Annotated in this window: 22 protein-coding genes and 1 tRNA gene; 11 read left to right on the top strand and 12 right to left on the bottom strand. The window is 64.7% G+C overall.

Going from position 1 to position 22,517, the window contains the following annotated elements:
• Positions 1-70: 70 nt before the first annotated feature.
• The 8 genes from rlmF to RTW82_RS09355 all read right to left on the bottom strand — a co-directional run bounded on the left by rlmF (position 71) and on the right by RTW82_RS09355 (position 9,308).
• Positions 71-1,066 (bottom strand): 23S rRNA (adenine(1618)-N(6))-methyltransferase RlmF, encoded by a 996-nt coding sequence (gene rlmF / locus RTW82_RS09390; RefSeq protein ID WP_316924906.1) that lies wholly within the window; start codon positions 1,064-1,066, stop codon positions 71-73.
• A gap of 78 nt (positions 1,067-1,144) precedes the next feature.
• Positions 1,145-2,974 carry an SLC13 family permease gene (locus RTW82_RS09385; protein ID WP_184487490.1) on the bottom strand — a complete coding sequence of 610 codons (1,830 nt, stop codon included), beginning with the start codon at positions 2,972-2,974 and terminating at the stop codon, positions 1,145-1,147.
• Positions 2,975-3,083: 109 nt separating this feature from the next.
• Entirely contained in the window at positions 3,084-3,380 is a 297-nt protein-coding gene (locus RTW82_RS09380) for a helix-turn-helix domain-containing protein (RefSeq protein ID WP_184487491.1), read from the bottom strand.
• A gap of 13 nt (positions 3,381-3,393) precedes the next feature.
• Positions 3,394-3,843: a hypothetical protein gene (locus tag RTW82_RS09375; RefSeq protein ID WP_316924905.1), complete on the bottom strand. Its 450-nt coding sequence runs from the start codon at positions 3,841-3,843 to the stop codon at positions 3,394-3,396.
• A gap of 55 nt (positions 3,844-3,898) precedes the next feature.
• Positions 3,899-6,748 carry a valine--tRNA ligase gene (locus RTW82_RS09370; RefSeq protein ID WP_043240057.1) on the bottom strand — a complete coding sequence of 950 codons (2,850 nt, stop codon included), beginning with the start codon at positions 6,746-6,748 and terminating at the stop codon, positions 3,899-3,901.
• A gap of 109 nt (positions 6,749-6,857) precedes the next feature.
• Positions 6,858-7,331, bottom strand: coding sequence for a DNA polymerase III subunit chi (locus RTW82_RS09365; protein ID WP_316924904.1), 474 nt, complete (start codon positions 7,329-7,331; stop codon positions 6,858-6,860).
• Positions 7,332-7,340: 9 nt separating this feature from the next.
• On the bottom strand, positions 7,341-7,760 hold the full coding sequence (locus RTW82_RS09360; protein ID WP_316924903.1) for a DNA polymerase III subunit chi: 420 nt from the start codon (positions 7,758-7,760) through the stop codon (positions 7,341-7,343).
• Between the two features lie 63 nt (positions 7,761-7,823).
• Entirely contained in the window at positions 7,824-9,308 is a 1,485-nt protein-coding gene (locus RTW82_RS09355) for a leucyl aminopeptidase (RefSeq protein WP_316924902.1), read from the bottom strand.
• A 143-nt stretch (positions 9,309-9,451) separates the two neighbouring features.
• Between RTW82_RS09355 and lptF the strand changes: the two genes are divergently transcribed.
• A complete protein-coding gene (lptF, locus tag RTW82_RS09350) occupies positions 9,452-10,570 on the top strand; it encodes an LPS export ABC transporter permease LptF (protein WP_043240067.1) in 1,119 nt (372 codons plus the stop codon).
• On the top strand, positions 10,563-11,624 hold the full coding sequence (gene lptG / locus RTW82_RS09345; protein ID WP_316924901.1) for an LPS export ABC transporter permease LptG: 1,062 nt from the start codon (positions 10,563-10,565) through the stop codon (positions 11,622-11,624). Before lptF ends, lptG begins: the two co-directional genes overlap by 8 nt.
• Positions 11,625-11,686: 62 nt before the next feature.
• Here lptG and RTW82_RS09340 read toward each other — a convergent pair whose 3' ends face one another.
• The 3 genes from RTW82_RS09340 to RTW82_RS09330 all read right to left on the bottom strand — a co-directional run bounded on the left by RTW82_RS09340 (position 11,687) and on the right by RTW82_RS09330 (position 12,940).
• Positions 11,687-12,184 (bottom strand): RDD family protein, encoded by a 498-nt coding sequence (locus RTW82_RS09340; protein ID WP_316924900.1) that lies wholly within the window; start codon positions 12,182-12,184, stop codon positions 11,687-11,689.
• 113 nt (positions 12,185-12,297) lie between these two features.
• On the bottom strand, positions 12,298-12,510 hold the full coding sequence (locus tag RTW82_RS09335; protein ID WP_003298189.1) for a cold-shock protein: 213 nt from the start codon (positions 12,508-12,510) through the stop codon (positions 12,298-12,300).
• 344 nt (positions 12,511-12,854) lie between these two features.
• A tRNA-Leu gene (locus RTW82_RS09330) sits at positions 12,855-12,940 on the bottom strand.
• A 107-nt stretch (positions 12,941-13,047) separates the two neighbouring features.
• On the opposite strand from RTW82_RS09330, the gene queA reads away from it, so the two are divergent.
• The 6 genes from queA (at position 13,048) to RTW82_RS09300 (ending at position 19,228) form a co-directional block, all read left to right on the top strand.
• Positions 13,048-14,097 (top strand): tRNA preQ1(34) S-adenosylmethionine ribosyltransferase-isomerase QueA, encoded by a 1,050-nt coding sequence (gene queA, locus RTW82_RS09325; RefSeq protein WP_271658906.1) that lies wholly within the window; start codon positions 13,048-13,050, stop codon positions 14,095-14,097.
• A 14-nt stretch (positions 14,098-14,111) separates the two neighbouring features.
• Positions 14,112-15,227, top strand: coding sequence for a tRNA guanosine(34) transglycosylase Tgt (gene tgt, locus RTW82_RS09320; RefSeq protein ID WP_316924948.1), 1,116 nt, complete (start codon positions 14,112-14,114; stop codon positions 15,225-15,227).
• 56 nt (positions 15,228-15,283) lie between these two features.
• Positions 15,284-15,625 carry a preprotein translocase subunit YajC gene (gene yajC, locus RTW82_RS09315; protein WP_184487498.1) on the top strand — a complete coding sequence of 114 codons (342 nt, stop codon included), beginning with the start codon at positions 15,284-15,286 and terminating at the stop codon, positions 15,623-15,625.
• A gap of 61 nt (positions 15,626-15,686) precedes the next feature.
• The gene (gene secD, locus RTW82_RS09310) at positions 15,687-17,549 is read left to right on the top strand and encodes a protein translocase subunit SecD (protein ID WP_021220853.1); all 1,863 of its coding nucleotides are present in this window, start codon (positions 15,687-15,689) and stop codon (positions 17,547-17,549) included.
• A 7-nt stretch (positions 17,550-17,556) separates the two neighbouring features.
• Entirely contained in the window at positions 17,557-18,471 is a 915-nt protein-coding gene (gene secF / locus RTW82_RS09305) for a protein translocase subunit SecF (RefSeq protein ID WP_184487499.1), read from the top strand.
• 202 nt (positions 18,472-18,673) lie between these two features.
• On the top strand, positions 18,674-19,228 hold the full coding sequence (locus tag RTW82_RS09300; RefSeq protein ID WP_021220851.1) for a glycine zipper 2TM domain-containing protein: 555 nt from the start codon (positions 18,674-18,676) through the stop codon (positions 19,226-19,228).
• 94 nt (positions 19,229-19,322) lie between these two features.
• On the opposite strand, the gene suhB is transcribed toward RTW82_RS09300, so the two are convergent.
• A complete protein-coding gene (suhB, locus tag RTW82_RS09295) occupies positions 19,323-20,138 on the bottom strand; it encodes an inositol-phosphate phosphatase (protein ID WP_021220850.1) in 816 nt (271 codons plus the stop codon).
• A gap of 145 nt (positions 20,139-20,283) precedes the next feature.
• On the opposite strand from suhB, the gene trmJ reads away from it, so the two are divergent.
• The 3 genes from trmJ to iscR all read left to right on the top strand — a co-directional run bounded on the left by trmJ (position 20,284) and on the right by iscR (position 22,488).
• A complete protein-coding gene (gene trmJ / locus RTW82_RS09290) occupies positions 20,284-21,057 on the top strand; it encodes a tRNA (cytosine(32)/uridine(32)-2'-O)-methyltransferase TrmJ (protein ID WP_043240082.1) in 774 nt (257 codons plus the stop codon).
• A complete protein-coding gene (cysE, locus tag RTW82_RS09285) occupies positions 21,057-21,833 on the top strand; it encodes a serine O-acetyltransferase (RefSeq protein WP_316924899.1) in 777 nt (258 codons plus the stop codon). Before trmJ ends, cysE begins: the two co-directional genes overlap by 1 nt.
• 148 nt (positions 21,834-21,981) lie before the next feature.
• The gene (gene iscR / locus RTW82_RS09280; protein ID WP_263400129.1) at positions 21,982-22,488 is read left to right on the top strand and encodes a Fe-S cluster assembly transcriptional regulator IscR; all 507 of its coding nucleotides are present in this window, start codon (positions 21,982-21,984) and stop codon (positions 22,486-22,488) included.
• Positions 22,489-22,517: the final 29 nt, after the last annotated feature.

Below are 22,517 nucleotides of genomic sequence, written 5' to 3'. Positions count from 1 at the left end.
ACCGTCGGTGTGGCCGGTAACGCCTACAAGAGCATCGCGAATGAATTCGCTCCCACAGGGAAGGAGCGGATCAGGCGAGCCAGCGTTCCTTGCGCCAGGCGCGGCGCTGGTTTTTTTCCAGGTAGGTCCAGGCGACGAAGCGGCTTTGCTTCTGGCCCTGGGCCATGTGCACCACGCGGACGTCGGTGGCGCCGAGGGCCTTGAGGCGGTCCTGCAGGGGAGCGACGTTGCCGGCCTTGGACACCAGGGTGCTGAACCAGAACACCTGCTGGCCGAAGGCGGCGCTTTCGTCGGCCATGCGAGCGATGAAGGCCGCTTCGCCGCCTTCGCAATGCAGCTCGTTGGACTGGCCGCCGAAGTTGAGCACCGGCAATGTGCGGCTCGGGTCCTGCTTGCCGAGGTTCTTCCACTTGCGCCGGCTGCCGCTGCGGGCTTCGTCCAGGGAGGCGTGGAAGGGCGGGTTGCACAGGGTGAAGTCGAAGCGTTCGTCGGCCTGCAGCAGGCCCTGGAAGATGTGCTGCGGGTGCTCCTGGCGGCGCAGCTCGATGGCGTCGCGGTATTGCGGGTTGGCGGTGAGGATGGCGGCGGCGGAGTCCAGGGACTGCCCGTCGATGTCGGCGCCGACGAAGCGCCAGCCGTAGTCATGGTGGCCGATCAGCGGGTAGATGCAGTTGGCCCCGACGCCGATGTCCAGCCCGCGCAGGCCGGAGCCCTTGGGGATCACGCCGTCATGGGCGGCGCCCAGCAGGTCGGCCAGATGGTGCAGGTAGTCGGCGCGACCGGGGATGGGCGGGCACAGGTAGCCGGCGGGGATGTCCCACTGGCGGATGCCGTAGAACTGCTGCAGCAGCGCGCGGTTGAAGACCTTGACCGCCTCGGGGTTGGCGAAGTCGATGCTCTGCTTGCCGTAGGGGTTGAGGATGACGAACGCGGCCAGCTCCGGGTTGCCTGCGATCAGCGCGGGGAAGTCGTAGCGGCCCTGGTGGCGGTTGCGCGGGTGCAGCGGCGCCTTGCTCCCCTCGGACGGCTTGGCCGGTGCGGTCTTGCTGGGCGGTTTGCTGGGCATGGCGAGGTCCGGGAACGAAGGGTAGGCGCGCATTATTCACAACCCGCCGGGTTTGTCCAGCCGCCGTCGGGCGGCCGGTCAGAAGGGCAGGAGCCAGGGCACCAGCAGCACGGTGACGATCATTACCAGCAGGGTGAAGGGCACGCCGACCTTGACGAAGTCGCCGAAGCGGTACTGGCCGGGGCCGAGCACCAGGGTGTTCACCGGTGAGGAGATGGGCGTCATGAAGGCGGCCGAGGCGGCCAGGGCCACGGTCATGGCGAAGGGCTGCGGCGAGACGCCAAGCTGCTGGGCGGTGGCGATGGCCACCGGGGCCATGAGCACGGCGGTGGCGGTGTTGGAGATGAACAGGCCGATCACCGCGGTGAGCACGAACAGCGCGGCGATGACCAGGCGCGGCGTGGCATCGCCCAGCAACGCCACCAGGCCCTGCACGGCGAGGCCGATGCCGCCGGTCTGCTGCAGGGCGTGGGCGAAGGGCAGCATGCCGACGATGAGGATCAGGGTGGGCCAGTGGATGGCGCGGTAGGCGCTGTCCAGGTCGATGCAGCGGAAGGCGCCCATCAGCAGGCAGCCCACCAGCGCGGCCATGACGTTGGGCACCAGACCGCTGACCATCAGCACCACCATCACCGCCAGGCTGAGCAGGGCGTGGGGCGCCTTGTGCGCGGTGGGGGCGACTTCGTCCACCTCGGCGGGCAGGCTGAGCACCAGGAAGTCGCGGCCCTGGGCCTGCAGGCGGTGGATGTCCTTCCATTCGCCGGCCACCAGCAGGGTGTCGGAGCCCTTGAGCTTTTCATCCACCAGCACGCCTTCGAGAGGGCGACCGTGGCGGCGCAGGCCGACGACGTTGAGGCGGTGGCGGCTGCGGAAGCCCAGTTCCTGGATGGTTTTGCCCGGCAGCTCCGATTCCGGCGGCAGGGCCACTTCGGCCAGGCCCAGCTGGTGGGCGTGCAGGCTGTAGTAGGAGGCGTTGAGGGGCATGGGCTCCAGGCCCAGCGCGTGGTAGGCACCGAGCAGGCCGATGGCGGGGCTGGCGAGGTCCACCAGCAGCACGTCGCCGGGCTCCAGCTGGGTGTTGCCGGTGGCCATCAGCAGCAGGGTGCGGAACTTGCGCTGGCGCTCGACGGCGATGACGTTGATGCCGTATTCGCGGCGCAGCTCCAGCTCGTTGAGGGCCTGGCGCGCCAGGGGAGAATCGGCGCGCACCCGCAGGCGCCGTTCGCGCTCGCTGAGGTGGTAGGCGCCGGCCAGGTCGGCGAGGGTCAGGCGCGGGGCGGCGGTGCTCTGGTCACGGGTGTCGCGGCCGAGCCAGCGGCTGGCGACGAGCATGTAGAGCACACCGAGGACCAGCACGGCGAGGCCGATGGGCGTGGGGCCGAAGAAGCCGAAGCCGTCGAAGCCGGCGCGGCGCAGTTCGCTGTGCACCACCATGTTCGGCGGCGTGGCCACCAGGGTGAGCATGCCGCTGATCAGGCCGGCGAAGGCCAGGGGCATCATCAGCCGCGCCGGGGCGATCTTCAGGCGGGCGGCGACGCCAAGCACTACGGGGATGAAGATGGCGACGATGCCGGTGGAACTCATCACCGAGCCGAGCCCGGCGACGCTGAGCATCAGCAGCACCAGCAGGCGCGTCTCGCTGCTGCCGGCGCGGGCCACCAGCCAGTCGCCCAGGCGGTAGGCGATGCCGGTGCGCACCAGGCCGTCGCCGATGATGAAGAGCGCGGCGATCAGCACCACGCTGGGGTCGCTGAAGCCGGCCAGGGCCTGCTCGGTGGTGAGCACGCCGCTCAGCGCCAGGGCGACCAGGGCCAGCAGGGCGACGGCGTCCATACGCGGGCGGTTGCGCACGAAGAGGGTGACGACCACCAGCAGCAGGCCGAGTACCCAGAGGAGTTGCGGGGTCATGGCGGGGGCTCCTGGATGGGGTGTGGCCGTTGCACCGTAGCCCGGGTTTCAACCGGAGGAGTTTCCCGGGCTGAAGCCCGGGCTACGTCTGTTTACGGGCGTGATTCTGTCAGGGGTAGCCGAGAGTGGCCTTGATCTGTTGCAGGTTGGCGGCGATCCAATGCTTGTCGATGGCGCCCCAGTCGCGGATCACGTAGTGGCCGGCGTTGTTGCGAGCGCCTTCGTCCTGCTGGAACTGGCAATCGATGTCCAGGTCGGCGAGGGCGGCGAGGGTGTCCTGGGCGGTGCGGCGGGGCATGCCGGTGGCGTCCATCAGGGCGGGGACGCTGGCGGCGGTGCCGCTGTCGATCAGCCAGGCGACGTAGAGGCGGCGGTAGAAGCTGGTCTTGGTCTTGCTGGTTTCCATGGGGGCTCCGGGTTCAGGGCGCGCGATGGCGCAGCACGCGGTGGCGGTTGGCGAAGAACAGGCGCAGGAATAGCCGCACCAGCGGGGCGCCGAACAGTGGCTCGACGGTGAGGCGGTCGATCACCTTGGTGCCATTGCCGTCCGCTTCCAGGCGGCGTTCGTGGCGCCACAGGCGCATGCCGGTCATGGGGGATTCCTCGACGAAGCCGACGCCGGGGTTGAGTTCGCGCAGGGTCAGTCGCGAGGTGCCCAGCGGCAGAAAGCCGAACAGCCAGAGGTGGCTGGTGAACAGCGGCTCGCCGGGCTGGAAGGCGAGGTCTTCGAGGTTGCGGACGCCGGCGGGCACGGTCATGCGCAGCCAGGGGCGCATTTCCTCGCGCAGGCGGTCGACGTCGGTGATCCAGCTCCAGGCCTGGCCGGGGCTGACGGCGAGGGTGGATTCGAAGCGCAGTTGGATGGGCATGTCTTCCACGTCCCTATGAAAGAGCAAGGCCCGCCGATTGGCGGGCCTTGTGGGCTTACAGGTTGGCGATCTTCTCGCGCTGCTCGGCCAGCTTGGCCAGGGCCTGTTCGGCTTCGGCCAGCTTGGCGCGCTCCTTGTCGAGCACTTCGGCCGGGGCCTTGGCGACGAAGCCTTCGTTGGCGAGCTTGCCGCCGACGCGCTTCACTTCGCCGTCCAGGCGCTGGATTTCCTTGTCCAGGCGAGCCAGCTCGGCTTCCTTGTCGATCAGGCCGGCCATGGGCACCAGCACCTGCAGGTCACCCACCAGGGCGGTGGCGGACATGGGGGCTTCTTCGCCGGCAGCGAGGACGCGGACCGATTCGAACTTGGCCAGCTTGTTCAGCAGCGGGCCGTTGTCGGCGAGGCGGCGCAGGTCTTCATCGCTGGCGTTGGCCAGGACCACGTCGATGCGCTTGGCCATCGAGATCTTCATCTCGCCACGGATCTGGCGCACGCCGAGCATCAGGGTCTTGACCCATTCGATGTCGTCTTCGGCGGCCGCGTCGATACGGGCTTCGTTGGCCACCGGCCAGGGTTGCAGCATCAGGGTGTCACCGCTGACGCCGGCCTGGGCCTTGATGCGCTGCCAGATCTCTTCGGTGATGAAGGGCATGAACGGGTGGGCCAGGCGCAGGATGACCTCCAGCACGCGCACCAGGGTGCGGCGGGTGCCACGCTGACGCTCGATGGGGGCGTTTTCGTCCCACAGCACCGGCTTGACCAGCTCCAGGTACCAGGAGCAGTACTCGTCCCAGACGAATTCGTAGAGGGCCTGGGCCGCGAGGTCGAAGCGGAAGGCGTCGAGCTGGCGGGTGACTTCGGCTTCGGTGCGCTGCAGCTGGGAGATGATCCAGCGGTCGACCGAGGACAGCTCGACGGCTTCGCCGTTGATGCCGGTGTCCTGGCCGTCGGTGTTCTCGGTGACGAAGTTGGCGGCGTTCCACAGCTTGTTGCAGAAGTTGCGGTAGCCCTCGACGCGGCCCATGTCGAACTTGATGTCGCGGCCGGTGGAGGCCAGCGAGCAGAAGGTGAAGCGCAGGGCGTCGGTGCCGTAGCTGTTGATGCCTTCGGGGAACTCGACCTTGGTCTGCTTGGCGATCTTCTCGGCCAGCTTGGGCTGCATCATGCCGCTGGTGCGTTTCTCCAGCAGGGCGTCGAGGGTGATGCCGTCGACGATGTCCAGCGGGTCGAGGACGTTGCCCTTGGACTTGGACATCTTCTGGCCCTGGCCGTCGCGGACCAGGCCGTGGACGTACACGGTCTTGAAGGGGACCTGGGCGCTGCCGTCGTCGTTCTTCACCAGGTGCATGGTGAGCATGATCATCCGGGCGACCCAGAAGAAGATGATGTCGAAGCCGGTGACCAGCACGTCGGTGGGGTGGAAGGTCTTGAGGAAGTCGGTCTGTTCCGGCCAGCCGAGGGTGGAGAAGGTCCACAGGCCCGAGCTGAACCAGGTGTCGAGGACGTCGTCGTCCTGGCGCAGGGCGATGTCGCCCAGGTTGTGCTTGGCGCGGACTTCGGCTTCGTCGCGGCCGACGTAGACGTTGCCGGCTTCGTCGTACCAGGCCGGGATGCGGTGGCCCCACCAGAGCTGGCGGCTGATGCACCAGTCCTGGATGTCACGCATCCAGGAGAAGTACATGTTTTCGTACTGCTTGGGCACGAACTGGATGCGGCCGTCTTCCACGGCGGCGATGGCGGGTTCGGCCAGGGGCTTGGTGGAGACGTACCACTGGTCGGTCAGCCAGGGTTCGATGACGGTGCCGGAACGGTCGCCCTTGGGCACCTTGAGGGCGTGGTCGTCGATCTTTTCCAGCAGGCCGAGGGCTTCGATGTCGGCGACGATGCGCTTGCGCGCGTCGAAGCGGTCGAGGCCGGCATAGGCGGCGGGCAGGCTGCCGTCGAATTCGCCGTTGACGCTGCCGTCGATGTGGAACACCTGGGCAGTGGCGAGCACGGCGGCGTTCTTGTCGAAGATGTTGATCAGCGGCAGGTCATGGCGCTTGCCGACTTCATAGTCGTTGAAGTCGTGGGCCGGGGTGATCTTCACGCAGCCGGTGCCGAACTCGGGGTCGCAGTAGTCATCGGCGATGATGGGGATGCGACGGCCGACCAGGGGCAGTTCGACGAACTTGCCGATCAGGGCCTTGTAGCGCTCGTCTTCCGGGTGCACGGCCACGGCGCTGTCGCCGAGCAGGGTTTCCGGACGGGTGGTGGCGACCACCAGGTGGTCCTTGCCGTCGGCGGTCTTCAGGCCATCGGCCAGCGGGTAGCGCAGGTTCCACAGGTGGCCCTTCTCGTCGTGGCTTTCCACTTCGAGGTCGGAAATGGCGGTGTGGAACTTGGTGTCCCAGTTGACCAGGCGCTTGCCACGGTAGATCAGGCCATCCGCGTGCAGGCGCACGAAGGCTTCCTTGACCGCTTCGGAGAGGCCGTCGTCCATGGTGAAGCGCTCGCGCGACCAGTCGACGGAGGAGCCGAGGCGGCGGATCTGGCGGGTGATGGTGCCGCCGGACTGTTCCTTCCATTCCCAGACCTTGTCGAGGAACTTCTCGCGGCCGAGGTCGTGGCGATCGACGCCCTGGGCGGCCAACTGGCGCTCTACCACCATCTGGGTGGCGATGCCGGCGTGGTCGGTGCCCGGCTGCCACAGGGTGTTGCGACCCTGCATGCGGCGGAAGCGGATCAGCGCATCCATGATGGCGTTGTTGAAGCCATGACCCATGTGCAGGCTGCCGGTGACGTTCGGCGGCGGGATCATGATGGTGTAGGACTCGCCGGAGCCTTGCGGGGCGAAGTAGTTGTTCTTCTCCCAGGTCTGGTACCAGGAGGTTTCGATGGCGTGGGGCTGGTAGGTCTTGTCCATGGTGCGGCGGGACCGTGTCGGCAACTGATCGGAAAGCCGCCGAGTATAGCGGCTGCGGGTACAAGCCCCAAGCGCGGGGCGCGATGGGGCGGCGCGAGGCGCGCGCCGGTCAGCCGCGGCGGGGCGGCTGGGGCAGGAGGCGGGTCAGGCGGGCGCTGAGGCGGCGCTTGAGCTCGGCTTCTATCTGGGGCACGAAATCGTCGATGACGTCTTGCAGGATGAGTTGCGCGGCGGCGCGCAGCTCGGTGTCCAGGCGGCTGAATTCCTGGGCGCTGGCGGCTTCGGCGCTGCGCTGCAGGGCGGACTGGATGGGCGTGGTGCTCGGCTGCTCGATCCGCGGAGCAGGTGCGGGGGCGGGCTGCACGGCCGGAGCCGGGCGCGGGGCGACGGGTTCGCTGCCCAGCGGGGTGAGCTCGAAGGGCGGTGGTTCGACGATTTCGGAGAGCAGGGGGATGCTGTCCGGGTCGACGGATTCGGTGAGCAGGGGCGGCTCGCTGCTGGTGTGTTCATCGAGCAGGGCGCGGATCGACTCGAGGTCGTCGAGCAGGTGAGCGGGCTTTTGCGGCGGTCTGGAGTTGTCCATGGGGCGTACTTAGAGTTCGACTCGCTTTGGATCATAGCCGCGCTGGCGATAGGTCCGGAAATTCTCACGGCAGGCGGCCAGCAGCGCCGGCTCCTGGTTGACGATCTCGATGATGCGGCTGAAGCGTTCGAGATGCGGCGAGAGGCTGGCGTCGAGGTTGATTAGCAGGCCCTGGGCGGCTTCGGGCTGTTCGTTGGCGCCGATCACCACCGGTGCCTGCGGGTCGTCTTCATGCTGGCTGTGGGGGATGAAGGTTTCGGCCTTGAAGCGCCACATCAGCTCGTCCAGCTCGTTGCTCTGGGCTTTGTCGGCGCAGCGCACGAACACCGGCAGGCCATGGCGCCAGGCCTTGCTCGCCAGCTGGCAGGCGGCGCGCAGGCGGTCCGCCGGGCTGCTGGAAGAAAGGACGTAGAACTCGACGCGGGTCATGGCTGGGTGTTCCTGAGGTGAGGCGGGTGCCCGGCGGCCTGTGCCGCCGGGCGATGCTGCAGTTTACACGCGGTCCAGCAGGTACTGGGTGAGCAGGGGCACCGGACGACCGGTGGCGCCCTTGTCCTTGCCACCGCTGACCCAGGCGGTGCCGGCGATGTCGAGGTGGGCCCAGTGGAACTTCTTGGCGAAGCGCGACAGGAAGCAGCCGGCGGTGATGGTGCCGGCCTTGGGGCCGCCGATGTTGGCGATGTCGGCGAAGGGGCTGTCGAGCTGCTCCTGGTATTCGTCGAACAGCGGCAGCTGCCAGGCGCGGTCGTCGGCGTATTCGCCGGCCTTGAGGATCTGCTTCACCAGGCCGTCGTTGTTGCCCATGAGGCCGGAGACGTTGCTGCCCAGGGCGACGATGCAGGCGCCGGTGAGGGTGGCGATGTCGATCACCGCCTGGGGCTTGAAGCGCTCGGCGTAGGTGAGGGTGTCGCACAGCACCAGGCGGCCTTCGGCGTCGGTGTTGAGGATTTCGACGGTCTGGCCGCTCATGGTGGTGACGATGTCACCGGGGCGGGTGGCGCCGCCGCTGGGCATGTTTTCGGCGCAGGCCAGCAGGCCGACGACGTTGATCGGCAGCTGCAGCTCGAGCAGAGCACGGAAGGTGCCGAGCACGCTGGCGGCGCCGCACATGTCGTACTTCATCTCGTCCATGCCGGCGGCGGGCTTGATGCTGATGCCGCCGGTGTCGAAGGTGATGCCCTTGCCCACCAGGGCGTAGGGTTTGTCGTCCTTCTTGCCGCCCTGGTAGTTGAGCACGATCATCCGCGGCGGCTGGTCGCTGCCCTGGGCGACGGCGAGGAAGGCACCGGCGCCGAGCTCCTTGAGCTTCTTCTCGTCCAGCACTTCGACCTTGAGGTTCTTGTGGGCCTTGGCCAGTGCCTTGGCTTCCTCGGCGAGGAAGCTGGGGTGGCAGAGGTTCGGCGGCAGGTTGCCGAGGTCCTTGGTGAAGGCCATGCCGGTGGCGATGGCCTGGGCATGGGCGCTGCCTCGCTCGACGTCGGCGACTTCGGCCTTCTCGGCCAGCAGGGTGATTTTCTTCAGCGCCGGGGCATCGGCCTTGGTGCTTTTGAAGCGGTCGAAGCGGTAGGAGCCGTCGGCCAGGGTTTCCACCAGCAGGCGGGCCTTGCCGTAGGCGTCGCGGCCCTTGACCGCGAGTTCGCCCAGGGCCAGTACGGCGTCGCTGCCGCCGAGGCCCTTGAGCACGCCGTTGACGGCGGCGGCGACCTTGCGGAACTGGCGGTCGCCGAGATCACGTTCCTTGCCCACGCCCACCAGCAGCACGCGGTCGGCCTTGAGGTTGGGCAGGCTGTGCAGCAGCAGGGTCTGGCCGACCTTGCCGGCGATATCGCCACGCTTGAGCAGGGCGCTGATGGCGCCACCGGTGGCGCCATCCAGTGCGCTGGCGGCGGGGCCCAGTTTGCGGCCTTCGCTGACGGCGACGACCAGGGTGGCGGTTTTCAGGGTTTCGGGACGAGCGCTTTTGACGAGGAATTCCATGACGTATGTCCCCAAGACAAAGAGTCGGGATTGCAGGATATAATGCCGGCCATTTTTCAGTGGTCCGCCGGTTCGGCGGGCTGGCCACAAAGCGGCTAGTTTGAGCGTAGCCGCCTGAGCCTGACAACCCTGGAGTGTCTGGTTTGATTGTCTTCCGATATCTGTCCCGCGAAGTCCTGGTCACCTTGAGCGCCGTGAGTGCGGTGCTGCTGGTGATCATCATGAGTGGTCGCTTCATCAAGTACCTGGCCCAGGCCGCGCAAGGCGTTCTGGACCCGGGCGTGCTGTTCCTGATCATGGGCTTCCGCCTGCCGGGCTTCCTCGAGCTGATCCTGCCGCTGGGCCTGTTCCTCGGTTTCCTTCTGGCCTATGGCCGGCTCTACCTGGACAGCGAGATGACCGTGCTCGCCGCCACCGGCATGAGCCAGCAACGGCTGATGGCCTATAGCCTGGCGCCGGCGACCCTGGTGGCGCTGCTGGTGGCCTGGCTGAGCCTGGGCCTGGCGCCCCAGGGCGTGGCCCAGGTGGCGCGCATCCTCAATGAGCAGGACGCGCTGACCGAGTTCGACACCCTGGTGCCGGGCCGCTTCCAGACCATGAAGAACGGCACGCGGGTGACCTACACCGAGAGCCTTTCGGCCGACCGTGGCGAGCTGGGCGGGGTGTTCATCTCCGAGAAGCGCCTGTCGCAGAACAACAAGGAACGTGGCATCGGCGTGCTGGTGGCGGAGAAGGGCAGCCAGGTCATCCACAAGGATGGCAGCCGCTACCTGATCCTGGAGAACGGCTACCGCTACGACGGCAACCCGGGCAAGGCCGACTACCGTGCCATCAAGTACGAGACCTACGGCATCCTCCTGCCCAAGCCGGAAATCAGTGGCGAGATCGGCGAGCGCGAGGCGATCCCGACTTCCGAGCTGATCGGCAGCGATAACCCGCGCTACCAGGCCGAACTGCAATGGCGCCTGTCCATTCCGCTGCTGGTGTTCGTGGTGACCCTGCTGGCGGTGCCGCTGTCGCGGGTCAATCCGCGCCAGGGCCGCTTCCTCAAGCTGCTGCCGGCGATCCTTCTCTATATGGCTTACCTGTCCTTGCTGATCGCTGCGCGCGGCCAGCTGGACAAAGGCAAGATCCCCATGGCGCTCGGCCTCTGGTGGGTGCACGGGATGTTCCTGCTGGTCGGCCTGTCATTGCTTTACTGGGAGCCGTTGCGGCTGAAGTGGGCAGCTCGTCGTGATGCCCGTGAGGTGGCCCATGGTTAGGTTGGATCGTTATATCGGCACCAGCGTGTTCTTCGGCATCCTCGCGGTGCTGGGGGTGATAGTCGGGCTGGCGCTGCTGTTCGCCTTCATCGACGAACTGGGCGATGTGGATGGCTCCTACGGTGTGCTGGAAGCGGCCACCTATGTGCTGATGACCACGCCTCGCCGGGTTTACGAGATGCTGCCGATGGCGGCGCTGATCGGCAGCCTGATCGGCCTCGGTGGCCTGGCCAGCAGCAGCGAACTGACCATCATGCGTGCGGCGGGCGTGTCCATCGGGCGCATCGTCTGGGCGGTGATGAAGCCGCTGCTGGTGCTGATGCTAGTGGGCGTGCTGATCGGCGAGTACGTCGCGCCGTGGAGCGAGAACCTGGCACAGGGCAACCGCGCCCTGGCGCAAGGCGGCGGTGAGGCGCAGAGCGCCAAGCGTGGTCTGTGGCACCGTCAGGGTAACCAGTACGTGCATATCAACGCCGTGCAGCCCAATGGCGTGCTCTATGGTGTGACCCGCTACGACTTCGACGGCGAACGCCATATGCAGTCGGCGAGCTTCGCCCGGCGCGCCCTGTACCAGGCCGATCACTGGCAACTGGAAGATGTTTCCACGACGTACTTCCGTGGCGACCACACCGAGGTGGTGGAAGCGGCGAACGAGCGCTGGGACATCGAGCTGAACCCGCAACTGCTGGGCACGGTGGTGATGGAGCCGGAGGCCCTGTCGATCACCGGTCTGTGGCGCTACACCCATTACCTGGCGGACCAGGGGCTGAACAACGGCCGCTACTGGCTGGCGTTCTGGACCAAGGTGCTGCAGCCGCTGGTCACCGGCGCGCTGGTGCTGATGGCGATCTCCTTCATCTTCGGTCCGCTGCGCTCGGTGACGCTGGGGCAGCGCGTGTTCACCGGCGTGGTGATCGGCTTCGTGGTGCGCATCAGCCAGGACCTGCTCGGGCCATCCAGCCTGGTGTTCGGGTTCTCGCCGCTGCTGGCGGTGCTGATCCCGGCGGGGATCTGCGCGCTGGCCGGCGTGCTGCTGCTGAGGCGCGCGGGGTAGTTCTCCCGGGCAAGAAAAAGCCGGCTGCGAGCCGGCTTTTTCTTGGGTGCGATTCGGCGGCGCTACTTCTTGTGGATGTTCTTCGGCAACTGGACGACCTGGCTGTCGGAGTACATGTCGTGCCAGCTGCGTTTCTGCTTGTCGAAGATCATCCACAGGAAGCCGAGGCCGAAGCACAGCCAGGAGCCGATGGCGACCACGAAGCGCAGCAGGGCCTGCCACAGGCTGATGGCCGAGCCGTCGCGGTTCTGGATGCGCACGCCCCAGACCTGCATGCCGAGGGTTTGGCCGCCGCGCATCCAGAACTTGCTGAAGAAGGCGAAGAGGCTGAGGAACAGCAGGCTGGAAAGCACCGGGTCGCCGATCAATGCGCCCTGTTCGGCCATCTGCCGCAGGCGTTCGCCGCCGAAGATCGCGCGCAGGATCGCCTGCTGATAGAAGAGGGTGACGACCATCATCAGGGCAACGCAGAGAAGGAAGTCGTAGAAGATTGCAGCGAAGCGGCGGATCGGACCCGCGACGGGGAAATCGCCTTCGGGACGCAGTTTCTGGTTCGGCATGGAAAGCCCTTGCAAACGTGGGGTCGCGACATTCTAAGGGCTGGGCTCCATAGAATCACGGGCATAAAAAAACCCCTGATGTTTCCATCAGGGGTTCTTTCAAAGCAGAAGGCTTAGCCCAGGATTTGAACCTGGTCAGCCTGCATGCCTTTTTGACCTTGCACAGCTACGAAGCTGACTTTCTGGCCTTCTTTCAGGCTCTTGAAGCCGTTACCTTCGATAGCGCGGAAGTGCACGAACAGATCCGGACCGCTTTCGGGAGTGATGAAACCAAAACCCTTCTCGTCGTTGAACCACTTAACGGTGCCGTTTTGACGATTCGACATGTCTTATTTCCTTGAAACTAGAGTTGATGACAGCCTCTTGCTTTTCTTAAAGCATAGAGGGCTGGAACTGGTTGCAGAGAGTAAGAGAAGTCGAGCGGGATGTAGCGGATCTGTAGGATCTACTGCACCAGGTCACGATTCAACAGCGACCCATGCAAACACAGTGCGCACACTCTACGCTAACTTTCTTGGAATTGCCAACCCCCCGAAAGGTCAATCCTAGGCGGGGTTTAAGAAGATTTCCAGTGCCGATGTACGGCTTCTGAAAAAGGGGTTTCGGCAGGGTTGTTCTGAGGTGTAGCTATGGACTGCAGGCCGCGTGAGAAGCGGGCTTGCTGAAATCGTGGTGCCCCGGGAGAGACTCGAACTCTCACTCTGTCGCCAGAAACGGATTTTGAATCCGCCGCGTCTACCATTCCGCCACCGGGGCACGATGGCGGCGGAGTATAGGGAGGCGGCCGAGTCGGGTCAATCCGCCCGCGTGGTCAGATTTACGCATTTCCGTTAATATTCGCGCCCCTGCAAGAAGACCCCACCATGCGCGTTGCCGACTTCCATTTCGAGCTCCCCGAGCACCTCATCGCCCGTCATCCGCTGAGCGAACGGCGTGCCAGCCGCCTGCTGGTGCTCGATGGCCCCACGGGTGAATTGGCCCACAAGGGCTTTGCCGACCTGCTGGGCTATCTGCGCCCAGGCGACCTGATGGTGTTCAACAACACCCGGGTGATCCCGGCGCGCCTGTTTGGTCAGAAGGCTTCCGGCGGCAAGCTGGAGATACTGGTGGAGCGCGTGCTGGACAGCCATCGCGTGCTGGCCCATGTGCGTTCGAGCAAGTCGCCCAAGCCGGGCTCGACCATTCTCATCGACGGCGGTGCCGAGGCGACCATGCTGGCGCGCCACGATGCGCTGTTCGAGCTGGGCTTTGCCGAGGACGTGCTGCCGCTGCTGGACCGCCTCGGGCACATGCCGTTGCCTCCTTATATAGACAGGCCGGACGAAGACGCGGACCGCGAGCGCTATCAGACCGTTTATGCCCGCCATGCCGGTGCGGTTGCGGCGCCCACGGCCGGGCTGCATTTCGACGAGGCGTTGCTGGAGTCCATCGCTGCCAAGGGCGTCGAAACCGCGTTCGTCACCCTCCACGTGGGGGCCGGTACCTTCCAGCCGGTCCGCGTCGAGCGCATCGAGGAGCACCACATGCACCTCGAGTGGCTGGAGGTTGGCCAGGAAGTGGTTGACGCCGTGGCGGCCTGCCGTGCTCGTGGCGGCCGGGTGATCGCCGTCGGTACCACCAGCGTGCGCTCGTTGGAAAGCGCTGCACGCGATGGCGTGCTCAAGCCCTTCAGTGGCGACACCGATATCTTCATCTACCCGGGCCGGCCCTTCCATGTGGTGGATGCCCTGGTGACCAATTTCCATCTTCCCGAATCCACCCTGTTGATGCTGGTGTCGGCCTTTGCCGGTTATCCGGAAACAATGGCTGCCTACAGTGCAGCGGTTGAGCAGGGCTATCGCTTCTTCAGTTACGGTGATGCCATGTTCATCACCCGCAACCCCGCTCCCCGCGGGCCCGAGGACCAAGCATGACCCGTACCTGCCGCATGACCTTCGAACTGCTGGCCACCGAAGGCAAGGCCCGTCGTGGCCGTCTGACCTTCCCCCGTGGCGTGGTCGAAACGCCGGCCTTCATGCCGGTTGGCACCTATGGAACGGTCAAGGGCATGCTCCCGCGTGACATCGAGGACATCGGTGCGCAGATCATCCTCGGCAATACCTTCCACCTCTGGCTGCGCCCCGGTACCGAGGTGATCAAGCGCCACGGCGACCTCCATGACTTCATGCAGTGGCAGGGGCCGATCCTCACCGACTCGGGTGGTTTCCAGGTCTTCAGCCTGGGCGCCATGCGCAAGATCAAGGAGGAGGGCGTGACCTTCGCCTCCCCGGTGGATGGCGCCAAGGTGTTCATGGGCCCTGAGGAGTCCATGCAGGTACAGCGCGATCTCGGCTCCGACATCGTGATGATCTTCGACGAGTGCACGCCGTACCCGGCCGACCTCGATGTGGCCAAGCGCTCCATGGAGCTGTCGCTGCGTTGGGCCAAGCGCTCGAAGACCGCTCATGGCGAAAGCACGGCCGCGTTGTTCGGCATCGTCCAGGGCGGCATGCATGAAGAGCTGCGCATGCGTTCGCTGGACGGGTTGAGCGAGATCGGTTTCGACGGCCTGGCCATCGGTGGCCTCTCCGTGGGTGAGCCCAAGGAGGAAATGATCCGTGTACTCGATTACCTGCCCGCACAGATGCCGGCGGACAAGCCGCGCTACCTGATGGGCGTGGGCAAGCCGGAAGACCTGGTGGAAGGCGTGCGCCGCGGTGTGGACATGTTCGACTGCGTGATGCCGACCCGTAACGCCCGCAACGGCCACCTGTTCGTCGAGACCGGGGTGCTGAAAATCCGTAACTCGGTGCACAAGCACGACGACTCGCCGCTGGACCCGACCTGCGACTGTTACACCTGCAAACATTTCTCCAGGGCCTATCTGCATCATCTGGACAAATGCGGTGAAATGCTCGGCAGCATGTTGAATACAATCCACAACTTGCGGCATTACCAGCGCCTGATGGCTGGTTTGCGCGAGGCAATCCAACAGGGTAAATTGGCCGCCTTTGTCGATGCCTTCTATGCCCGGCGCGGACTACCGACACCGCCCCTGGACTGATAAAGCCGCATATATAGAGCTGAACATTCTTCAAATTTTCGCAACAGGAGTGCTACATGAGCTTTCTGATTCCCGCCGCCTATGCCGACGCTGCCGCCCCGGCCGCAGCAGCTGGTCCCGCCGGCACTGGCTTCGAGTGGGTTTTCCTGGTCGGTTTCCTGGTCATCTTCTACCTGATGATCTGGCGTCCCCAGTCCAAGCGCGCCAAAGAGCACAAGAATCTGCTGGGCAACCTGCAGAAGGGTGACGAAGTGGTTACCTCTGGCGGTATCGCCGGCAAGGTGGTCAAGGTCTCCGATGACTTCGTGGTCATTGAGGTGTCCGACACCGTCGAACTGAAGATCCAGAAGGTCGCCATCGCGGCCACGCTGCCGAAAGGCACGCTGAAAGCCATCTAACGATTCGTTCTTCACCATTCACGGGGCGCTTAAGGCGCCCCGCGTCATAACGGGCGGTGTCATGCTCAACAAGTACCCTCTGTGGAAATATCTGCTGATCCTGGCGGTTCTCGCCCTCGGCCTGGTCTATTCCGCACCTAACCTCTACCCCAATGATCCGGCCATCCAGATCTCTGGCAACAGCACCGCGCTGAAGATCCAGCAGGGCGATCTTGATCGCTCCGTGGCGGCTCTCAAGGCTGCCGGGTTCGAAGTCAAAAGCGCGAGCCTCAGTGAGCGTGGTGGCTTGCTGCGCCTGACCAAGCTGGGTGATCAACTGCCGGCCAAGGAGGTCGTCACCCAGGTGCTGGGCGAGGACTACGTGGTTGCGCTGAACCTCGCACCGACCACGCCGGACTGGCTGCGCAGCGTGAGTGCGACGCCGATGAAGCTGGGCCTCGACCTTTCCGGTGGTGTGCACTTCCTGCTGGAAGTGGACATGGAGAAGGCCGTTTCCGCCCGGGTGAAGATCTACGAAGGCGAAGTCCGCACCCTGCTGCGCAAGGAGCGCGTGCGCTACCGCAGCCTGCCGGGCATCGACAACGGCTTCCAGCTCGGCTTCAGTGACCAGGAGTCGCTGGACAAGGCGCAGTCGCTGATCCGCAAATCCTTTACCGATTTCGACCTGAAGACCGCCGAGCGTGGTGATCAGCAGGTGATGAGCCTGACCCTGACCCAGGCCAAGCTGACCGAAATCCGCGAATACTCGATCAAGCAGAACCTGACCACCGTACGCAACCGCGTGAACGAGCTGGGCGTTTCCGAGCCGCTGGTACAGCGTCAGGGCGCCAACCGCATCGTGGTCGAGCTGCCGGGCGTGCAGGACACGGCCGAAGCCAAGCGTATTCTCGGCAAGACCGCCAACCTCGAGTTCCGCCTGGCTGCCGCCCCCGATGCGAGCAAGGCCAGCACCGAATCCTTCGAATTCCGCGAGCCGGGTCGCCCGCCGGTACCGCTGGAGCGCAGCCTGATCATCACCGGTGACCAGGTTACCGATGCCCAGGCCAGCTACGACGAGAACGGTCGCCCGCAGGTGAACATCCGTCTGGATGGCCATGGCGGCGAGCTGATGAACCGCGCCACCCGAAACAACGTCGGCCGCAGCATGGCGGTGATCTTCATCGAGCAGCGCCCGATGAACCGCAAGGTCAAGCAGGTGGTGGACGGTGTCGAGCAGGAAGTCGTGGTTCCCGGTTTCAAGGAAGAGAAGAAGATCATCAGCCTGGCGACCATTCAGTCGCCGCTGGGCAACCAGTTCCGCATCACCGGTCTGAACGGCCAGGGCGAGTCGTCCGAGCTGGCCCTGCTGTTGCGCGCCGGTGGCCTGGCTGCGCCGATGTACTTCGCTGAAGAGCGCACCATCGGCCCGAGCCTGGGTGCCGAGAACATCGTCAAGGGCATCGAGTCCACCGAGTGGGCGATGGTCTTCGTCTCGCTGTTCATCATCGCCATCTACCGTTTCTTCGGTGTGCTGGCGACCGTTGCCCTGGCCTTCAACCTGGCCCTGCTGGTGGGCCTGATGTCTGCCATCGGTGCGACCCTGACCCTGCCGGGCATCGCGGGTATCGTGCTGACCCTGGGCATGGCGGTGGACGCCAACGTACTGATCTATTCACGGATACGAGAAGAGCTGGCCAATGGCATGTCCGTACAGCGTGCCATTCATGAAGGCTTCGACCGTGCCTATGCGGCGATCGTCGACTCCAACCTGACCACCCTGCTGGTGGGCGGCATTCTCTTCGCACTGGGTACCGGTCCGATCAAGGGCTTCGCCGTCACCATGTCCCTGGGTATCGTCACCTCGATGTTCACCGCGATCATGTTCACCCGTGGTCTGGTCAACCTGATCTTCGGTGGCCGTAACTTCAAGAAACTGTGGATCTGAGGCAGCCATGATCAAGTCAACAATCCGCTTCATGGCGATCCGCAATCTTGCGTTCGCCGTTACTGTCGTCATCAGCCTGGTCGGTATTGGTGCCCTGTTCATGAAGGGGCTGAACTTCGGCCTGGACTTCACCGGTGGCACTCTGATCGAACTGTCCTACGAGAAGCCCGCCAACCTCGAGCTGATCAAGGAAGAGTTGGGGCAGGCTGGCTATCGCGATGCCGTGGTACAGAGCTTCGGCGCCAGCACCGATGTGCTGGTGCGTATGGCTGGCGAGGACCCGCAACTGGGCAACCAGGTCGCCGCGGCGCTGCGCAAGATTGACGCCGATAGCAAGTTCGTGGTCAAGCGCGTCGAGTTCGTCGGCCCGCAGGTGGGCGAAGAGCTGCGTGACCAGGGTGGCCTCGCCATGCTGCTCGCGCTGGGCGGTGTCCTGCTGTACCTGGCCTTCCGCTTCCAGTGGAAGTTCGGCGTCGGCGCGATCGCTTCCCTGGTGCATGACGTGATCGTCACCCTGGGCATCCTGGCGTTCTTCCAGCTGCCATTCGACCTGACGGTGCTGGCGGCGGTGCTGGCGATGATCGGTTACTCGCTGAACGACACCATCATCATCTTCGACCGTATCCGCGAAAACTTCCGCGTGCTGCGCAAGGCTGACCTGATCGAGAACATCGACGTCTCCTGCACCCAGACCCTGCTGCGTACCATCGCTACCTCGACCTCCACCGCGCTGGCTCTGGTCGCGCTGCTGGTGTTCGGGGGCGACAGCCTGCACGGCTTCGCGGTCGCGCTGCTGGTGGGTGTGGTCGTGGGTACCTACTCGTCGATCTACATCAGTGCCCCCGTCCTCATCTGGCTGGGCCTGCGTTCGGAGGACCTGATTCCTCCGGCCGTGGCCACCGAGGTGGACGAACGTCCCTGAGTTTGAGCGTGTTGCCTATGGGGCCTGCATCTGCAGGCCCTTTTTGTTTGGGGCGGCGGTGTTCTTTCTGGGGAAGTGGCGCGGTGTGATGGCTGTCCCAGTCGCTTGCGTGGGATAGGTCCTACGGGAACTCGGGCAAAGAGCTGTACTCCAAGGCAGGGAGTAGGGCGCAGATGCGCCGGTTTTGAACCAGGAGGTCCATGTGAACAAGTCGATGCTCGTCGGCGCCGTATTGGGTGCCGTCGGTGTAACCGCCGGTGGCGCCGTCGCTACCTACAGCCTTGTGGGTAACGGCCCGGAATATGCCGAGGTGCTCGCGGTCCAGCCGGTCAAGGAGACTTTCAAGACCCCGCGTGAGGTCTGCAAGGATGTCGCTGTGACCCGTCAGAGGCCGGTCCAGGACCAGCACCAGATCGCCGGTACCGTACTGGGTGCTGTGGCGGGTGGCCTTTTGGGCAACCAGGTCGGTGGCGGCAACGGCAAGAAGATCGCCACCGTGGCAGGCGCCGTAGGCGGTGGTTATGCCGGTAACAAGGTGCAGGAGCACATGCAGAACAGCGACACCTATACCACCACTGAAACCCGCTGCAACACCGTTCAGGAGAGCAACGAGAAAGTGGTTGCCTATGACGTGCAGTACCAGCTGGATGGCAAGGTGAACCAGGTGCGCATGGATCACGATCCGGGCGCGCAGATCCCTGTCACCAAGGAAGGTCGTCTGGTGCTGACGCAGCGTCAGGCCGGCATCCAGCAGTGATCCGTCGGTGAAAGGAAAAAGGCGCCCGAGGGCGCCTTTTTCGTGGGCATGAAAAACCCGGCGCCTGGCCGGGTTCTTCTTGTCGCTATACGTATCAGCGCTTCAGCGAAGGCGGCAGGTGCGGCTGGATGGCCGTCAGGACCGCCTTGAAGCACTTGGTGTTGCCGGCAACGATGTGGCCTTTCTCGAGGAAGTCATGGCCGCCGGTGAAGTCGCTCACCAGGCCGCCGGCTTCCTGAACCAGCAGGGCGCCTGCTGCCATATCCCACTCGGACAGGCCGAACTCCCAGAAGGCGTCGAAGCGACCGGCGGCAACGTAGGCCAGGTCCAGGCTGGCGGAGCCGGCGCGCCGGATGCCGGCAGTCTGGCCGACCAGGCTGCGGAACATGTTCAGGTAGTTGTCGAGGTTGTCCAGTTGGCTGTCGCGGAAGGGGAAGCCGGTGCCCAGCAGGGCGCCTTCCAGGCTCTTGCGCGGGCTGACACGCAGGCGGCGGCCGTTGAGGGCGGCGCCGCGGCCGCGGCTGGCGGTGAACTCTTCCTGGCGAACCGGATCGATTACGACGGCGTGCTCCAGGCGACCCTTGTATTTGCAGGCGACGCTGACGGCGAAGTGCGGCACGCCGCGGATGAAGTTGGTGGTGCCATCCAGCGGGTCGATGATCCACTGGTAGTCAGCGCCTTCGCCGCTGCCTGCGATGGAGCCGCCTTCCTCGCCGAGGATGCTGTGGGTCGGATAGGCTTTGCGCAGTGCTTGAATGATGGTTTCTTCGGCGGCGCGGTCGACTTCGGTGACGTAGTCCTTGGCGTCCTTTTCGTTCACCGAAATCACGTCCAGGCGCTCGATGGAGCGGAAGATCAATTCACCGGCGCTGCGAGCGGCGCGCAGGGCGATGTTCAGCATAGGCTGCATGGGGGAGTCACCTGGGTCGTTAAAGAAAGCCGGACATTCTAACAGAAAAGCGTTGCGCATGAAGTGCAGGCCGGCGCTTTCATGGCGTTCGGCCGAGTGCTTCTGTAAGATTTCGTCCCCTGAAGTCTAGGTTGGAGCCAGCGCCTTGCTGCAAAACATTCGCGTGGTCCTGGTGGGTACCAGTCACCCCGGCAACATCGGTGGTGCGGCGCGTGCCATGAAAAACATGGGGTTATCGCGCCTGGTGCTGGTCGAGCCCGAGCAGTTCCCGCATCAGGAGGCCTGGGCGCGGGCCTCTGGTGCTGATGACATTCTCGAGTCCGCGCAGGTCGTCGGAACGCTGGAAGAAGCGTTGGTCGGCTGCAGCCTGGTCTACGGCACCAGCGCGCGTGATCGCCATATTCCCTGGCCGTTGCTCGACCCTCGCGAGTGCGGTGCCAGTTGCGTCGAGCAGGTGGAGGGTGGTGCTGAAGTGGCGCTGGTGTTCGGGCGTGAGTACGCCGGCCTCACCAATGAAGAGCTGCAGCGCTGCCAGTTCCATGTGCATATCCCTTCCGATCCCGAATTCGGCTCGCTGAACCTGGCGGCGGCTGTCCAGGTGCTGACCTATGAGGCGCGCATGGCCTGGCTGGGCGTGCAGGGCAAGCCGACCAAGATGGAAAAGGTGGAGCTGACCGCCGAGGAAAACATCCAGCCGGTGACGGTGGATGAGCTGGAACTGTTCTTCGGCCACCTCGAACGTACGTTGGTCGATATCGGTTTTCTCGACCCGGAGCGCCCGCGCCATTTGATGCCACGGCTGCGTCGCCTGTACGGGCGTAGTGCCATCAGCAAGCTCGAGATGAATATCCTGCGCGGCATCCTGACTGAGACCCAGAAGGCTGCGCGTGGAGAAATCCAGAAGCGGAGAGAGAAGTGATGTTCGAACGCATGCGAGAAGACATTCAAAGCGTATTCCACCGTGACCCGGCTGCGCGCAATGCCTTCGAGGTGCTCACCTGTTACCCCGGCCTGCACGCTATCTGGCTGCATCGTCTGGCTAATGCCTTGTGGCTGGCGGGCTGGAAGTGGCTGGCGCGCCTGGTGTCGAACTTCAGTCGCTGGATGACCGGTATCGAGATCCACCCGGGTGCTCGCATCGGTCGGCGCTTCTTCATCGATCACGGCATGGGCATCGTCATTGGCGAAACCGCCGAGATCGGCAATGACGTCACCCTCTATCAAGGGGTGACCCTGGGTGGCACCAGCTGGAATGCCGGCAAGCGCCACCCGACGCTGGAAGACGGCGTGGTGGTCGGTGCGGGCGCCAAGGTGCTCGGCCCGTTCACGGTGGGAGCTGGCGCCAAGATCGGCTCCAACGCCGTGGTGACCAAGGCGGTGCCGGCCGGCGCCACTGCCGTGGGGATTCCGGGGCGGGTCATCGTCAAGGAAGACCCGGAGCAAGTGGCCAAGCGCCAGGCCATCGCCGAGAAGTTCGGTTTCGATGCTTATGGCGTGAGCCAGGACATGCCTGACCCGGTGGCGCGCGCGATCGGGCAGTTGCTGGACCACGTCCAGGCGGTGGATGAGCGTCTGGAGGGCATGTGCAAGGCGCTGACGGCCCTGGGTAGCGACTATTGCGGCAAGGCACTGCCGGCGCTTCGCGAAGAAGATTTCGAGGGTGTAAAGGACGAGGCGCGGCCGCCGGCGGCCTGATAGGCGAGGGGTGCGATAGGGGGTGTAATTCTGATATCATACGCGCCCCTGTATCTGCTAATTCCGACTAATTTGATAGGTCTTATAGTTGACTTAAATAGTCGGGAATCGCATACTCGCTGGCAAATCAGCGAACCGTGGAACTCCCATGCGCTTGACCACTAAAGGCCGCTACGCCGTCACAGCCATGCTCGACCTGGCTTTGCATTCGCAGCAAGGTCCGGTTTCTCTGGCAGATATTTCCGAGCGTCAGGGCATCTCCCTTTCCTACCTCGAACAGCTCTTCGCCAAGTTGCGCCGTGGCAATCTGGTCAGCAGCGTTCGTGGCCCGGGTGGCGGTTATCAGCTTTCCCGCGATGTGGCCAGCATCTACGTGGCCGAAGTCATCGACGCCGTCAACGAGTCGGTCGATGTCACGCGCTGCCAGGGGCAGGGCAACTGCGACTCCTCCGGGGGCGCCTGTCTGACCCACCATCTGTGGGATGACCTGAGCATGCAGATCCACGAGTTCCTCAGCAGCATCAGCCTGAGTGACATCGTCGCCCGTAACGAAGTCCAAGAGGTGGCCCAGCGCCAGAACGAGCGCCATGACCAGCGCCGCCTCGGTGGCAGGATGCCGCGTTCAGAAAAGATTGAAGTGTCCGCCATCGAATGAGCAGGGCGCCCGCCTGATAGGAGATAACC

It is taken from the genome of Pseudomonas sp. zfem005, from assembly GCF_032621735.1.
Classification (GTDB): domain Bacteria; phylum Pseudomonadota; class Gammaproteobacteria; order Pseudomonadales; family Pseudomonadaceae; genus Metapseudomonas; species Metapseudomonas solani.
This window is presented reverse-complemented; position numbering and strand designations above follow the sequence as displayed.